The organism is Sarcina sp. DSM 11001 (genome assembly GCF_900101015.1).
Lineage (GTDB): Bacteria > Bacillota > Clostridia > Lachnospirales > Lachnospiraceae > CAG-791.
On the sequence record NZ_FNFZ01000003.1, the window covers coordinates 16,002 to 31,050 of the forward strand.

A 15,049-nucleotide genomic window follows, 5' to 3' on the forward strand; every position below is an offset into this window, starting at 1 on the left:
TTCAAAAATGCGTCCCTGTTACTTCTTTTCAATAGTTATCATTTTGAGTCCGGAATCCAGGCCGACTGTGATCTCATCTGCTTTGCTGGTATATTCCTCAGGAAGGTTCAGAATTTCGACATTCAGGTTCTGGGCGTCCTCTGTGTAATAGCTGGCCATTCCGTCTTCACCGGTTGTAAGTACCTCGTCGACTGTATCGGAGAACAGATGAATCTGTATGTCAGGAAAAAGCTTATTGTCTTTGTCCCTGACAAGAAAAGTGTAGGAAGCAATCTGTTTTCCCTTGTAATCGCCGCCCATTAATGATGTGACGATCTTCTCGAATTCTTCCCCATTCTGGAATGCGCCCGACCTGCCATAAGCAATATTGCCGTTTCGGTCAATAATGTAGGTGGTGGGAAAACCGCCCACTGTCAAAGAGTCGATCGATTCGTTTTTCATTCCGACCGGGAAAGTAAGCCTGTGTTCCTCTTTGTATTTGATCATATCGTCCATGCTGTCCAGAGTAAGGTCTCCGGATACGGCAACTATTTCCATCTTATCTTTGTATTTCTCGTAGACAGCTTCCATCTCCGGGAATTCCTTTTCGCAGGGACCGCACCAGGAAGCGAAAATATTGAGGACGACGACTTCATGATCCTGAAGCAGTTCAGAGAGTTTTGCTTCCGAACCGTCTGTAAGCGGAAGCGCGAAATCCGGCGCCTTCTGTACGAATGATGAAGACAGGTCAGGGGCTCCCATACTTTCGATCTTGCTTTGGACGAAAGCTCTGAGAGCAAAATAGCCTGCAGCTCCCAGCACAACCAGCACGATCAGGATAATCAGGATCACTCTTCCGGCACCGCCTTTTTTCTTGTTCTGTTCCATTTTTAAAAAAACTCCTTTTCAATGAGGGATTGTATCCATCCCATTTCGAGATGTTATCTTCTGCCTTCCATTATATTTGGTGTCATACACGGTGTCTACCCTCATGGATATCAAGACCATGCTTGTAACGCAGCACCGAGAATAGGAGTAACCAGAAATATCTTGAACAGGAGAATTCAATGACTCTGTCTCGCCCGAAATCTGTCTTCTATGATATAATTGGCATCTAAGCTAATCAGTATCTAATAAGAAAGTACAGGCAGTGTTGTAATCGCATGTATTTGAGAGAGAGTCATTTATGAACAAAAAAGTCATTTCTTTAAGCTGAAAATATCCAAGGATTGGCTTAATACGGACGAAACGACAGTCTATCCGGATGCGGTCGAGGCGGAGGTCTACAGGGACGACGAACAGATCGCGGATGTAAACCTCACGAAGCAGGGCGATAGCTGGACTACGGCGGAAGTCACCGAAGATGCGCAGGGGAATCCGCTGAAGCGCGTCGACCCTGACACTCAGCACAAATACATCTACTCGGTGAAGGAAAAACCGATAGACGGCTTTACCTCGGAAGTAGAGAAGACAAGTGATGAAGGGGATGAGATCGATTTCACGATGAAGAACACCTGGGTCGGTCCGGATTACGTGAACGTGAAAGGACAGGTGTTCTGGACGGGTGATGAGGGTAAAGAGGACCTGCGCCCGGACAGCGTGAAGATCACGGTAGTGAACAGCGACAGAAACAGCAGTAGAGATTAAGGGCTTTCAAAACTGGCTGATAAATAACTGAAAATGCCATCCGTCTTTCCATTTGCCGCAAACGATTTATCAATTGACATCGGAAAGTACCAAAGTATATAATCAGCGGTGTAAAGGCAAGGGCGTCTTTGAGTGAAACAACTCAGAGACGCCTTTTATCTATTAACAAAAAAATCTGATCAAAGAGGAAAACATGTTTGACGCAACAATTACAAAAGAGGAATGTGTTTTGTGGATCCGGGAATTTTTCGAAAAGAACGGTCCGGACTGTAACGCAGTGATCGGAATCTCCGGAGGAAAGGATAGCTCTGTCGTAGCTGCTCTCTGTGCAGAAGCTTTGGGAACAGAGCGTGTGATCGGTGTCCTGATGCCAAACGGGATACAAAGCGATATCGACGCAGCACAGCTTCTGGTAAACCATCTCGGTATCAGACATTATACAATCAACATCCGGGACTCTGTAGAAGGACTGAAAAAAAACATTCCCTTCGAACTGTCCCGTCAAAGTGAAATCAACCTTCCTGCAAGAATCCGTATGGCAGCGCTTTATGCGGTCTCGCAAAGTAATAACGGCCGGGTCGCGAACACCTGCAATCTTTCCGAAGACTGGGTGGGCTACGCTACAAGATATGGGGACGGGGCAGGCGATTTCAGCCCCTGCTGTCTGCTGACAGTACAGGAAGTCAAAGCAGTCGGAAGAGTCCTGGGATTACCGGAGACGCTCATTGAGAAGACTCCGATCGACGGCCTCTCCGGAAAAACGGACGAAGACAACCTCGGTTTTACCTATGAAGTGCTTGACCGGTACATCCGGACCGGTATCATTGATGATCCGCAGATACAACATCGGATCAATCTGCTTCATGCCGCAAACCTCTTTAAGCTTCAGCCCATGCCGTCATTCGATCCGCATATCAAAATGAATCTGTCCGAATGAGGAGGAGCATCAGGAAAAAGGAGAACTCGTATGAGTATTCATGAAGAATGCGGTGTTTTCGGCGTCTTTGCTGAAAAGCTGATTAATGCGGCAAATATCTGTTACTATGGGTTATATGCCCTGCAGCACAGAGGACAGGAAAGCTGCGGAATCGTTGTAAATGACGACGGCCTGTTTGTATCCCATAAGGATATCGGCCTGGTGAGTGAAGTATTCAGCCGGGATACACTTTCTTCCCTTCCCGAAGGCACAATGGCCGTTGCACATACACGTTATGGAACGACCGGTGGAACAAACCGGAATAACTGCCAGCCGATCGAAGTGAACCATCAAAAAGGGAGAATGGCCATTGCACACAATGGAAATCTTTCCAACGCGGCAGAACTTCGTTCGGCGCTTGAACTGTCCGGAGCCATTTTCCATACTTCCAGTGATACTGAGACCATTGCCTATATCGTCACAAAAGAACGTTTAAACGCGCCTTCTATTGAAGAAGCGCTCAGCCGTGCAATGGGTATTCTGGACGGTGCCTATTCCCTGGTGCTGATGTCTCCGCAAAAGCTGATCTGTGCCAGAGACCCTTACGGATTCCGTCCGCTCTGTTATGGAAAGACAGAAGACGGCATATATGTAGTCGCCTCCGAAAGCTGTGCGCTCCATGCGGTCGGGGCTGAATTCATCCGGGATGTGGAGCCCGGAGAAATACTGATATTCAGTAAAGAAGGTGTTCTGTCGAGACGGGAACACTGCCGGTCGAAAAAGAAAAAGTTCTGTATCTTCGAATATATTTATTTCGCGCGTCCGGATTCTGTCATAGACGGACGGTCTGTACATGCTGCCCGCATCAATGCCGGAAAGGTTCTGGCGCGGGAACATCCTGCAGATGCGGATATCGTCATCGGCGTTCCGGACTCCGGTCTGGATGCTGCGCTCGGTTACAGCAGAGAATCGGGTATTCCCTATGGCATAGGGCTGATCAAAAACAAATATATCGGAAGAACCTTCATTGCACCCGTCGACCGCCTGGATCAAGTGAAGATTAAATTATCTGCTGTCAAAGAAGTAGTGGAAAACAAGAGCATTGTCCTGATAGACGACTCTATCGTCCGGGGTACGACCAGCGGCCGCATTATTTTACTGCTTCGTGAAGCAGGTGCAAAAAAGATCCATATGCGTGTTTCTGCTCCACCATTTCTATTCCCCTGCTTTTATGGAACAGATATTGATTCCAGTGAAAATCTGATTGCCTGTCATCATTCTGTTCCCGAAATTGCAGAAATCATAGGGGCGGATTCCCTCGGCTTTCTTTCGGTCAACAGCCTGGAAAGGCTTTCCGGAAACGTGGACTATTGCAGCGCATGTTTTGACGGCCATTATCCAACGAAAATACCGGCAGATACCAGAAAGAACCGGTTTGAACAGCGGTTGTCAGAGAAAACAAGTCTTTTATAAAAGAAACGCCGCACTTCCATAATCCTATGATCCAGCACGACATAATATATAACGTAGTTTTTACATATATCGGGTAGTACGGATTCTCCCTTGCCCTTGTTGATGGATAAAATAAGCCCTCCACAGAGGGCTTTACACACTTCATCTGGTGCGTCAGCACCATGAAAAAAGCCCACTGCGCTTGGCAATGGGCTCCGTCATCATAATTTCGTTATAGGATTATTCGCTGGTCCGATTTGCTAAAATGAGGATAGCGGAGGGTGGGAATTCACAGGCGTTTTCTTATTCGTACTCTAAAATCGGATTCCGTTTCTAACCCGTTTGGGTTTTATGAAATATACGATTTTGACTTTCAGTGATACCAGTTATCCTGATTCCACAGGGTATATGAACTGGTGTTATCAAATTGTTATCAGCAGAGTGTTATCAACTCTCAGAGATTTCTCCTTGCAGTTATTAAGAGTCCTGCTGCCATCAGTTATTGTTCACCCGCCTGGGATAGAACATATTCCTTCACGGTCGGACTGATAAACAGACCATCCGTTATAAGCCGGTCAACGAGCGGTTTCACCTTTTCAATGTGACCTTCCCTTTTCGCTCGAAGCAGAACTCCCATCGTTCCTGTGACGGTCAGACCAAGGTATTTTGCCGTCTTTTTGGCCATATTATCATCAAGTATCAGCAGATCAGCACTACATTCCTGTGCCAATGTAATTACCTCTATCTCACCGGCATGCAGGCGCGTACTGAAACTATTCTTTTGACTCTGTATAGGAGCCTTTCTTACCTTAATCCAGTCAGATTGCTTTACCAACGTGTGCGCTGGCTCACTTATTATCTCAGACAGCACCGCCTCCGGGATGAGAATCTCACCATAGAGTTCTTTCAGGAGATTCAAATATCCGATATCCGCTAATGCTATGATCGGCGTTGTATTTACGATCACCTTACGCATTGTTCATCTCCTCGATAAACTCCTGTTCGTCATCATATTGAAAGATGGAGATTCCGTTAGCTCCCAGGTATCTGATAAACTCTTCCTTGCTCATATCGGCGATTTGCGCACAATACCCCAGAGACACTTTGCTCTGGGTATAATAGCATAATGCTACAGCTCGTTTTGCAAAAGCCAAAGTATCCTGCTTACTCATTTTAGTGTCATAGAGGACTTCGTTTGGTATAGAAAAAGCAATTTCGCACATATCGCTCAACCCTCCTTGCATTGAACATCAAATATTCGATGTCTCGAAAACACTAGTGAAACACTTCCTGTTTGTGTTATTAAATATAAGTCAGACAGTGTCTGACTAATTGTATAAGTTAAATACAGTTTTCGCGCATAAAAATATTACTGTGACTGAATCCTTTGCTGTAACGTTCTGCCTGGTATCTCTCTGTTGCAGGAAATCATTCTTCCCTGCTCTCGTACTGAAAACCTTCCATCTCTACCTTATAGGTCATCAGACGAAGAAGGTACTCGGGCATACCACGTTTTCCCAGATGCCAGTCCTGAACTGTACGATACGGAATGTTGAAATACTGAGCAAAAGCTTTCCAATTCATCCCGGTTTTCTCTTTCAGTTTAATCAAATCATCTATTGTACTCATGAGTTTATGCTAACACGCATTGCGTGTCAAAACAATATATTTCCTGAATTCTGATAGGTCCTGATTCATCATCACTTCTTCTTGAACGAACTCAAGCCCATTCCAATACCTTGAACCAAGGTAAAACAAGGTTTCTCTCCCTTAACGTTTCTCCATATTCCTCCCATACCAGACGCAACAATTCCATAAAGGGATTTGAATCAGATTCCGCAAGCAACTTTAGATCATATTCATTCCAGTTAATATCTACCAATACTGTCTTGAAGTCCTGATATACTGAATCGTCTCTATCCTTACTTCTGTCTTTTGCCTTTAAACAACCATACAGCCGCTCACATTGAACCATTGGAATCACTTCATCCAGAAATCGTTCAGTAAAGTCAATATACTCTGTATGCCGATAATCACTATCTCCATTTCTGATACATATTCGAGAGCCACCCAAGGTCACTGTTAGTTCATACTCTGCATCAAAGCTGTATATCCTGTTACTGTAACTTATCCTGTCTGGGACGTTTGTAAATTCGGTTTTTGGAGGCATAATCTTTCCTACCGAAGGCATTTTATCAATATACTCTCTCATTTTTCGTCGGCCTTTTTTAGTTAAAGTCCACTCATTGATAAAGTACTCATCCTTGCCGTCCATTAATACGTCATAGAGTTCAGAAAGACATTTATAAATGTCTTTCGTTTCCTTCTTTAGGTCTTCTGGAAGGTCTGTTCTCTCCCGATAAGGCTTGTCCTTTATTGAAGCCAACCATTCCATTTCGGATTTGGGAATGTTCGTATTCGAACACATCTCGCCCAATTCCTGTTTTGTATAATATAAAAGGCTGTAATGCCTGCGAGCTGCCTCGATCCAAGCCGGTTGTTCCAATTGCTTAATTCTATAGTAGGCTCTCATTCGCACGAGGTATGCCTCATATTCCGTTCGTCTCCGCATCGCTATCCCTCATTGCAGGCCAGTCCCCAAATCCCCATCTTTAAATTTTAAGTTCTATTACACTTTGGGCATTCTGAATCAATATGCATAAACTTAAATCCATATACAATTCTGCGACGTTTTGATTGTTCAATACTGGCTTTCCGCAGAGTACTTGATTATTCGTGTTGGATGGTTAAGAATTTATTATATTTCGTATTCTTTACCAAAAAACCGATAACAATTAGGAATTGGTCCCCATGAGCTATCGATAAATAACTACATGCTTTACAAGGAATCGTAAAAAATTACAGCTTTTAGAATATGTTCAATCATAGATGCCTTCTGGCTTGATTATCATATAATCATTACATCTTGGACAACGAAGCCATGATTTTCTCTTCATCCCAGAATCATCGATTACGGGATTCATATCCTGTTCTGAAATCTGAATTGCATGTCTCTTTCCGCATACCGGACAAGGGATGCTTTTTCCTGTGAATGTTCCCCTTCTTCCGTGAATTATGACATAGTTTCCATTAAAGTAGTCATTACATGCACTGCAGTAGTACAAGGCGGATAAAACCTCTATTTTCGGATTATTATCAGGCTGATCTGTTTTCTTGTCTTCTGCATTTGTACACTGTTTTAGCGCATCATAAATTCTCTGAAGTTCAGGATCTGCCTTCCCTTCTTTAAACTGTTCTTCTGTCATCTTTATTACATCTCTGTCACTGAATCCGCCAAATCCAAACTGTGGATAAAAAGAATAGCCACAAGTTCCACACGTCATATAATAAATACTGCCCATACTTTCCTCCGTGTTGCAATAACATGCATCAGTCAAAAAAAGACACGCCAGTTAATTCAAGCCTGCCGCCACATTTTGGACAAGATATGTAACCACTCTCCTTATGTTCTTCATCCTTGTTTTTCATTAGAGCATCGAGATTTATTGGAGACGCTAAGTTTCCGCATGACGGGCATTTCACGTCGTTCTCTATAAAGACTCCTCTTTTACATTTAATGTTTACTCTTTTGTGGTTGATTAATTTTTTACAATGATTACATCTATATGGGAACGACATAAGATGAATTCTGGGAAAAGGATTTGCATTAATTCGTTTTTTCTTTTCATCCTGTCTTAAAAAGGCTGGGACAATGTCTTCTTTTCTTTCTTCATCATCGACACAAGCATTGATAGCATTATAAATAATCTGTATCTCTTTAGGTCCTCCCTGTCTTTCAAAACGCTTCTTCCATTCTATGTCCTCTAAAAAGCCTTGTCTGCCTTCGCCTAATAACCCATTGAAAGAATATTTGCATTGCTTACAGTTCAAATGAAGTATATTTCCCATTAGTGATAATTCCTCTCAAAATCAGCTCATTTGAATCTTTCAAGATATCAGATAGATGTATATACTCTATAACAAATCGCAAGGGTCATTCACACCGTCTTCAATTAACATATACCTAAGCCATGATCGATCCTCGTTCAAAACTCACAAAATAGCCAGGCTCGGATTCTCTCTATCAAAAATTTCTTTCTGTTCAGCGGTTAAATGGTCGGGATAATCCCCCCAATAATTAAATACTTCTTTAAGGTCAAATGAAAACAATAATGGGCCACGTCTGTCCATATCATCAAGCCACCAAATTGTGTCATCCTCATTCCTTTTTTGAGGATCACCGAACCTATCATTATTTAGGAAAAAGGTTACTTGCGGATTTTTCGAAAACAATATGTCATTCCTTTATATGATATCCCAACTTCTATTATCAAAGTTTTGTCTTCCTGCTTTGATTTTCTCTGCATCCTCTGGAATGACCCGGATTCTGCTTGTCATTTCAGTACTGTCAATTTATCATTCCCTACATAAAGTATGCACCTGAGGAATAAATCAATCCTATAGGCACTTCTATATCCGGTGCCCAACACTAAGGAATGTATCAAGAGTATCACAGAGGTGATAGCACATCAAGAACTGAGACAATAAGGATAGATAGATTCTTCTATTCATAATCATATTTTTTACTCCGTTACAACGACCACTCAGTCCTACCTCTCTGCCTCTTCCTCTGGTTTCTCTCCCACTCCTCGCGCTTATCCTGTTCGCCTGCAATCCGCTCCACCTGGTCTTCCCCTACAGCATGCTCCACCAGCTCCAATGTATGAGACCTCTCATTCAGCAGTTTGTTCTTTTCCTCCAGTTTATTGACACGGTTCAGGAGATGGTCAACTTTCTGCTCAGTCTTTTTTAGGCTCTTCTGCAGGCGTTCATTCGCCTCAAGGGCATGGATCAGCTGCAGAGTGAGGTTCTTAATTACGTTTTTGAGTGTATTGACAAGCGGTAGTGCTTTCTTTTCACGATATGTCCCGGCTCCCATCAGGAAATCGGGCTCCGGAAGCTGCCACTTCTTCGCATCATCATATTCGTGAACATTTCTCTCAAATGTCCGGATGTACGCTTTTAAGTCATCAGCCTTCTTCTGGTTTTCTTCCACGATTGCTTCTGCTTCTTCCGCCTCCTTCTTTGCCGTTGCTACGGCTTGAAGGGCTTCTTCTTTTTCCTCCCTGGCTTCAGCTGTTTCCCTGCGTAGTTCAGTCAGTTCGTGATTTGCCTGTGAAAGCTCCATATGCAGTTGCGCAGAGACTTTCAGCTGTGCTTCCGTAGTCCGTTCAATATTTTCTTTTTGTCTTTCAAGCTGTTCAACTTCTTTTGTCCGTTCCTTCTTCTTGTAGTCCAGTACAGACAGGTGTTCCTCATGGGTACCCTTCTTCTCCCATTCGACACCGTGCGCCAGCATAATCTCTGCCAACCGCTCCTTCTCTGCATTTGCCCACTGGTCCCACTCTGTGTCACTGCGGGTGCCTCCCTTAAAGCCAAGGGCTTCCAACGCCTTTTTCAGAGAGACTCTGGTATCAAGGCCTCTTTTGCTGCCTGTCGTATAAGGAACAAAGTCAATGTGCAGGTGCGGTGTTGCCTCGTCCATATGAAGATGGGCGGAAAAGACACGAAGTGTCGAATTCCTTTTCTGAAATCCCCTCATGTACTCATCCAACAGTCTGGCGGCAAATGCCCCGTCCTCAGTTGCAGCGGCGCAGGTATCTTTGTTGCCGATCTGAATGATGATCTCATGAAAAGGCTTCTCCTGTTTTCCAGAACAGATCTTCTCATAATAATTCTCAATCTTCCTGTCTGACCGCTTCTGCTTCGCATTGTACCTGGCAAGGGCATCATCGAATAATTCGTGATAGACATCTTTGATATTTTCATTACAATATTCTATGTTCAGGTGACTCCGGGATGGATCTACATTCTCTGCATAGAAGACCCGGCTGTTGTGATTCAGCGATCCCTTTCCCACCATCACGCTGATTGTGTTCTTGTGCATTCGGTCCTCTCCTTCTCCCGATACGGCTTCATAAACACTCGTCTTCAGGGGCATTTTTTTAAGAATTTGTTACCCGTGAGTAATCCATGCAAATATCTCATCAAGGATGAATCCATCTGCTCAGCTCCGCAGGGGGTTTTGTTACTTTTGTCAAAAGTAACGCAAAAGCACTTTCGACAGCAGAGCCATCAAAAGTGCTTTGCGCTCTCCGAGGGTATGGCCTCGCTTCGCTTCGGCAGTTGACCGCTTCCGCTTTCTTGAGGGGCAAAAGGGGCAATTTCGATGAGCATACCCGTCCTTTTTTGTTTTCTCAGCCGGTCGCATACGGATACAGTTTGGAACAGCGCTGCTCTCTCAGTCGGCTCTCCTCAGACAGTACTGGTAAAAAAAGCTTCCGTATGCCCTTCTTTTTTGCCCCTTTTGCCCCTTTCTCTTTCTTTCCAGTGAAGCTTATGCCTGTCCCATCATATCTGCGATAATTTTCTTAGACCGCCTCAAAAGGGATTACTGCTCCTTTCCGGACCGGTTGGAATCCGTCCAATTTCATCTGCTGGCTGATCTGCTTCGGTTCATCTGCCTCCACTTCACTCTTCAAAACAACATCCTTGTATTTAAACACCCCCTGATATTTACTTGTGAAATACCCTTTCCTCTCCATGTCAGCAAAGAAGTTGGTCTTCTTTACAGCAGTCCTGTCGTTATCTCTGCAGTAGTCCTCGTAGAGCTGATACATACGGCTCCTGTCGATACGGCTTCCTTCTTTCCTGCAGATCATTTCATCCAAGAAAGCAAACACACTGTCCGCAGCGATCCTGGCCTTTTTGACGCTCGCGATACTGTTTGCACTTTCTTCTATCCGGCCATTCTGACAAAGCTCTTCCAGACCCTGGATAGCCCTGTAAACGGCATATTCTCTCTCGCTTCGAATCTTATCCTTCAGATGTATATCCTTCTCAGCCGCCGGGATCACATGATCCATCTCCAGAATGAGGAGTCTGCGGTAAAAAGCATCTGACTTGTCTTCCACGTTCTTAGGTACGCTGTTGCATGAAAACAAGAGCTTTGCATGGCTTCGAAACGTGGAGGGGTCCTTTCCTTTCTTCTCATAAAGAAGGACATCCTCTCCGACCGCCTTCTTCACCACATCTGTCTTGTCGATGATACCGACCGGAATGTCTCCACATGCGTTTAAGAGCTTCCCGAACAGATTTGTGGCATAGAATCTTTTATTGAGATCCTGCAGTGAAACACTGCAACAGTTTCTGATTCCGACAAGTTCCTGAATCAGATCGATCAGTACCGATTTGCCTGTTCCTCCATTGCCTGTCAGGATCAGCATCTTCTGCTGGCTGGTATCTGTACACATGCAATACCCTGCGTACTGCCAGAACATCTTCTGGTCCTCATGGTCGGGAAGGGATTCCGCCAGATAGGACTGGATTACCTTCCCGGCACTATTATCCGCCACGACTCCTTCCTTTTTTGCCGGATCAAAATCAAAGGAGATCTGATTAAAACACAGATACTTCGGGTCATGTGGTATCATCATCTTTGCAGCCGGATCATAAAACCCGTTTCGGAAGTTGATCCAGTGGCCAGGCAGATTGTACACATCGCCAAAAACCCGCTGGACTTCCGGCATGCTGGTCAGGAGTTCATAGATCCGGTTAATCGTACCGCTGCGCACGAATTTCCTGTATAAGCAGTCTCTTATTTTCTCTTTCAGCAGATTTCCATTTTTATCCTGTAGATACACGCCGTTGACGTATACATAGGGAACGCCTTCGAGAACAATAAACGGAACCTCCTTCAGCAGATGCTCTACAATGGCAATATCCAGCGGGCTCGTAGCCTCTCCGTCTTTGTTCACCTGATGAAAGCAGTTTTTGTCTGCTTCTTCATTGGGAGGCTTTTCGTAGGAGTCAATAAACCGGCGGAGCTTATCCCTGATCTCTTTGGAATATCCGAGCTTCTCATATCGTTCACAATCCTTGATAAGCATCCAGCCCTCCCGGAAAGCAAGATGCTGTTCACGGAAGAACGCCGCCAGATACAAATTTGTTTTCTTCGTGAAACACATTGGGACATACATGTAGTCCAGCCTGCATGTTCCTTTAAATTCTAGTACTGTCAGGTACTCACAGAAGCTCTCCGGATCAAAGAGATTCTCCTTCCCCTCTTCCAGCGCCACTGCGCGGAATCCTGCGTCAAATATGCTGAGCGCGAGATTGCTGTTGTCGACAATGAAAATATATTTCTGATCAATCGTCTCCGGTTCTTCTTTCATGTACTGTTCAAATTGGTCTCTAAACATGTTCCGTCCCCTCCTCTCTTCATAGTGTTACATGTGAAGATGGCAGGAAACAGACGAAGAAATCCATTGAACCGGCATTCTATCTTTGATATGATTAAGCTGTGTTTGAACCACATTTGCTGACTGCCTGCCGAATGCGCCAACATCCGGATACCAGGCGGTCATTTTTTTCATTCTCAATGTTCTTCCTCCTTCATTCCTTCCATCACAGATAAGATCATTTTTAATTCTGCAAGCAATTCGGGATCCATGTCCGATACACTCTCCAGACGACACAGCTGTTCCGCAACTGCCCGCAGTTCTTCTCTCAGTCCCCAAAAGACCTTCGGGTTCCCCTGCACCACGACTTCCATGTCCTCCAGCCTCCGCGTGATATATTCCTGCTTGGTAAGTCCGCTGATCCGCACTGCTGCATTGATCCGTTCATTTTCCTCCGGAGATACACGGAACGCGACTGTGATGTTTCTCCATCTTCCGTTTCTATCCAGATTCTTTTCTGACATTGGTCCACCCTCCTCTTTTAATCGCATCTTTTATATCATTTTATATGCTGCCATTGAATCCATATTCATTATCCCGATATTGATTGTTCCGCCATGTGTATTAATCTTCGCTCTCATCTCCCGGTTTCTCGCCCCCGAATTCATTGTCAAGAAAATCAGCCATCGCGTCCTGCTTGTTGGGGAATAAATGGGCATACCGCAGTGTGATCTTCTCCGCACTGTGGCCCACCCGCTTGCCGATCTCAAAGGCAGTAAATCCATTGTTGATCAGGAGGGATACATGGGAATGCCGCAGATCATGTATACGGATCCTTTTTACGCCTGCCGCTTTACTACCTGATCTCATCGCCTTGGTAAGCCCGTACTTCGTCAGGGGGAACAGCCTGACATCCGGTTCGGCACAATAGATCATCTTTAGATAGTCCTGGATTTCATCACTGAGAAAAGCAGGGATCCGAATCGTCCTGTTGCCGTATCTGGTCTTTGTTGTCTGGATCAGTTCCTTTCCATCCAGTTTCTGATAATTCTTATTGATACGAAGAGTCTTCCGTTCAAAATCAAAGTCAGAAGGTGTCAGAGCCAGAAGCTCACCTTCGCGGATCCCACACCAGTACAGAACCTCAAATGCATAGTAATATTCAGGCCGTTTCATCATTTCATCCGCAAATTTCTGATACTCATCCCTCGTCCAGAAGAGCATCTCCTTACTCTCCTCTTCCCCGATGCTGCCTGCACGTCTGGCCGGATTGAGCGGAAGCTCATAATATCGGATCGCATGGTTGAACATTGCACTCAGCTGCGCATGAATTGCTTTCTGATACGTCGGGGAAATCGGATTTCCTTTCGTGTCTTTCATCCTGATAATCTCGTTCTGCCAATTCACAACATCTCTGGTATTGATCTCCGACAGCTTCTTTTTTCCAAGAAACGGCAGGATCTTTGTACGGATGATATTCTCCTTTGTTTTCCAGGTCGTAAGCTTGACTCTGGGCTTAAGATCTTCCTCGTAAAGGGCATAGAAGCTTTCCAGAGTCATATTTACATCCGCCCTCTTCTGCAGCAGGAACTGTTTTTCCCATTCCTGCGCGTCCCGACGTGTCGCAAAGCCTCTTTTGCATTTCTGCTTATAGTTTCCCTGCCAGTCGGTATAGCGTACCATGACATACCATGTTCCATTTTTCTCATTTTTATGCACTGACATGATCGTTCTCTCCTTTCTCTTCTTTTGCTCCATAGATATGATCATGAAAGTATTTACGATCCACTCTCCCCCGGATTGTAATGCACCCTAGTTCCTTCAATTCCTGATTCAACTTCTGGATCAGTTTGTAGGCATAGGATTTCGATACTCCCAGCTCAGCCGCCACCTGCTCTGCATTCAAAAAGATTTCTTTCATAGCTTTCCTCCTTTTATTTTTCTATTCTAATCGGATTAGATATTTTAATTATATGTGGTCTTTTTCCGAATGTCAACATTTCTATTCTGTATGAGTTTATTATTACGTTTCTTCCTTATTTGGTTTAGTTTACTTGATTTTCATTCCTTTCTCTGCTATGATGAACTAACAAAACGAACGTAAAAAAGGATCAGGGAAATGGAGGATCAATACATGGCACTTGGTGAACGCCTTAATTTTTTTCGTCGCAAATGTAATCTCACAATGAATGCTCTTGGCCGTATGCTGGGTTTTGACCCAAAATCCGCAGATGTGCGGATCTCCCAGTATGAGAAGGATGCCAAAATGCCAAAAGAGGAGCTGATCCACTCTATGGCCGATGTACTGGGCATTTCTCCCATGGCCTTAAAACTTCCCAACATCGATTCTTACGACGCTTTGATGCACACTCTTTTTGCCCTTGAGGACATCTACGGACTCACAGTCAGCGAAGAAGACGGTAAAGTATCCCTTTATCTGAATCCGGAAGTCTCGAAACCCGGTGGAACTCTTTCCGCATACTTTCTCTCCTGGGCTAAACAGAAAGACAAACTGATGAACGGAGAGATCTCGCTGGATCAGTACGATGACTGGCGCTACAACTTCCCCAAAGACGATGATTCCGTGATCCGGGCAAAAGCCATTTCTCCCCAACTCTCCGATGATCTGCTCCAGGGACTTGCAAGCGGCGAACTGACGATCCAGGAAGCTCCCAAAAAGCGAAAAACCAGAAAAAATTTTGAGAGAAAAGGAATGCCAGGGCAGAGCGAAGAATAGTACTTGATCCGCTTCTCCTTACAGCCGAATAGCATCACGCAAAAAAAGCAGGCTCCCGCCGGACTGTTTCCAGTTCGG

18 protein-coding genes are annotated in these 15,049 nt (G+C 44.6%); 4 read left to right on the forward strand and 14 right to left on the reverse strand.

Annotation, left to right across the window (positions count from 1 at the left end):
- Positions 1-18: 18 nt before the first annotated feature.
- Positions 19-867 (reverse strand): peroxiredoxin family protein, encoded by an 849-nt coding sequence (locus BLT02_RS01860; RefSeq protein WP_092991169.1) that lies wholly within the window; start codon positions 865-867, stop codon positions 19-21.
- Positions 868-1,197: 330 nt separating this feature from the next.
- Between BLT02_RS01860 and BLT02_RS01865 the strand changes: the two genes are divergently transcribed.
- The 3 genes from BLT02_RS01865 to purF all read left to right on the forward strand — a co-directional run bounded on the left by BLT02_RS01865 (position 1,198) and on the right by purF (position 4,015).
- Positions 1,198-1,626, forward strand: a complete 429-nt coding sequence (locus tag BLT02_RS01865) for a Cna B-type domain-containing protein (RefSeq protein ID WP_242869683.1) — start codon at positions 1,198-1,200, stop codon at positions 1,624-1,626.
- 193 nt (positions 1,627-1,819) lie between these two features.
- Positions 1,820-2,563: an NAD(+) synthase gene (gene nadE / locus BLT02_RS01870; RefSeq protein ID WP_092991171.1), complete on the forward strand. Its 744-nt coding sequence runs from the start codon at positions 1,820-1,822 to the stop codon at positions 2,561-2,563.
- Between the two features lie 30 nt (positions 2,564-2,593).
- Positions 2,594-4,015 carry an amidophosphoribosyltransferase gene (purF, locus tag BLT02_RS01875; protein WP_092991172.1) on the forward strand — a complete coding sequence of 474 codons (1,422 nt, stop codon included), beginning with the start codon at positions 2,594-2,596 and terminating at the stop codon, positions 4,013-4,015.
- 478 nt (positions 4,016-4,493) lie between these two features.
- Here the strand turns inward: purF and BLT02_RS01880 are convergent, their stop codons facing one another.
- The 13 genes from BLT02_RS01880 to BLT02_RS01935 all read right to left on the reverse strand — a co-directional run bounded on the left by BLT02_RS01880 (position 4,494) and on the right by BLT02_RS01935 (position 14,155).
- Entirely contained in the window at positions 4,494-4,970 is a 477-nt protein-coding gene (locus BLT02_RS01880; protein WP_092991173.1) for a PIN domain-containing protein, read from the reverse strand.
- Entirely contained in the window at positions 4,963-5,148 is a 186-nt protein-coding gene (locus BLT02_RS01885; protein WP_347474858.1) for a UPF0175 family protein, read from the reverse strand. The genes BLT02_RS01880 and BLT02_RS01885 overlap by 8 nt, the downstream gene beginning before the upstream one ends.
- A 274-nt stretch (positions 5,149-5,422) precedes the next feature.
- Positions 5,423-5,578: a helix-turn-helix domain-containing protein gene (locus BLT02_RS01890; protein WP_347474859.1), complete on the reverse strand. Its 156-nt coding sequence runs from the start codon at positions 5,576-5,578 to the stop codon at positions 5,423-5,425.
- A 136-nt stretch (positions 5,579-5,714) separates the two neighbouring features.
- Positions 5,715-6,527: a hypothetical protein gene (locus tag BLT02_RS01895; RefSeq protein ID WP_139187359.1), complete on the reverse strand. Its 813-nt coding sequence runs from the start codon at positions 6,525-6,527 to the stop codon at positions 5,715-5,717.
- A 346-nt stretch (positions 6,528-6,873) separates the two neighbouring features.
- On the reverse strand, positions 6,874-7,356 hold the full coding sequence (locus BLT02_RS01900) for a hypothetical protein (RefSeq protein WP_092991177.1): 483 nt from the start codon (positions 7,354-7,356) through the stop codon (positions 6,874-6,876).
- Between the two features lie 28 nt (positions 7,357-7,384).
- Positions 7,385-7,903: a hypothetical protein gene (locus BLT02_RS01905; RefSeq protein WP_092991178.1), complete on the reverse strand. Its 519-nt coding sequence runs from the start codon at positions 7,901-7,903 to the stop codon at positions 7,385-7,387.
- 144 nt (positions 7,904-8,047) lie between these two features.
- Positions 8,048-8,287 carry a DUF7675 family protein gene (locus BLT02_RS01910; RefSeq protein WP_092991179.1) on the reverse strand — a complete coding sequence of 80 codons (240 nt, stop codon included), beginning with the start codon at positions 8,285-8,287 and terminating at the stop codon, positions 8,048-8,050.
- A gap of 298 nt (positions 8,288-8,585) precedes the next feature.
- The gene (locus tag BLT02_RS01915; RefSeq protein WP_092991310.1) at positions 8,586-9,917 is read right to left on the reverse strand and encodes a plasmid recombination protein; all 1,332 of its coding nucleotides are present in this window, start codon (positions 9,915-9,917) and stop codon (positions 8,586-8,588) included.
- Between the two features lie 508 nt (positions 9,918-10,425).
- Positions 10,426-12,255, reverse strand: coding sequence for a DNA primase family protein (locus BLT02_RS01920; RefSeq protein ID WP_092991180.1), 1,830 nt, complete (start codon positions 12,253-12,255; stop codon positions 10,426-10,428).
- A gap of 27 nt (positions 12,256-12,282) precedes the next feature.
- Entirely contained in the window at positions 12,283-12,429 is a 147-nt protein-coding gene (locus BLT02_RS17050) for a hypothetical protein (RefSeq protein WP_175453645.1), read from the reverse strand.
- Positions 12,430-12,431: 2 nt separating this feature from the next.
- Complete coding sequence (locus tag BLT02_RS01925; protein ID WP_092991181.1) at positions 12,432-12,758, reverse strand: plasmid mobilization protein; 327 nt, start codon at positions 12,756-12,758, stop codon at positions 12,432-12,434.
- Positions 12,759-12,858: 100 nt separating this feature from the next.
- Complete coding sequence (locus BLT02_RS01930; protein ID WP_092991182.1) at positions 12,859-13,959, reverse strand: site-specific integrase; 1,101 nt, start codon at positions 13,957-13,959, stop codon at positions 12,859-12,861.
- Complete coding sequence (locus tag BLT02_RS01935; protein ID WP_092991183.1) at positions 13,946-14,155, reverse strand: helix-turn-helix transcriptional regulator; 210 nt, start codon at positions 14,153-14,155, stop codon at positions 13,946-13,948. The genes BLT02_RS01930 and BLT02_RS01935 overlap by 14 nt, the downstream gene beginning before the upstream one ends.
- A gap of 213 nt (positions 14,156-14,368) precedes the next feature.
- Here BLT02_RS01935 and BLT02_RS01940 point away from each other — a divergent pair, with 213 nt between their 5' ends.
- The gene (locus tag BLT02_RS01940; RefSeq protein WP_092991184.1) at positions 14,369-14,971 is read left to right on the forward strand and encodes a helix-turn-helix domain-containing protein; all 603 of its coding nucleotides are present in this window, start codon (positions 14,369-14,371) and stop codon (positions 14,969-14,971) included.
- Positions 14,972-15,049: the final 78 nt, after the last annotated feature.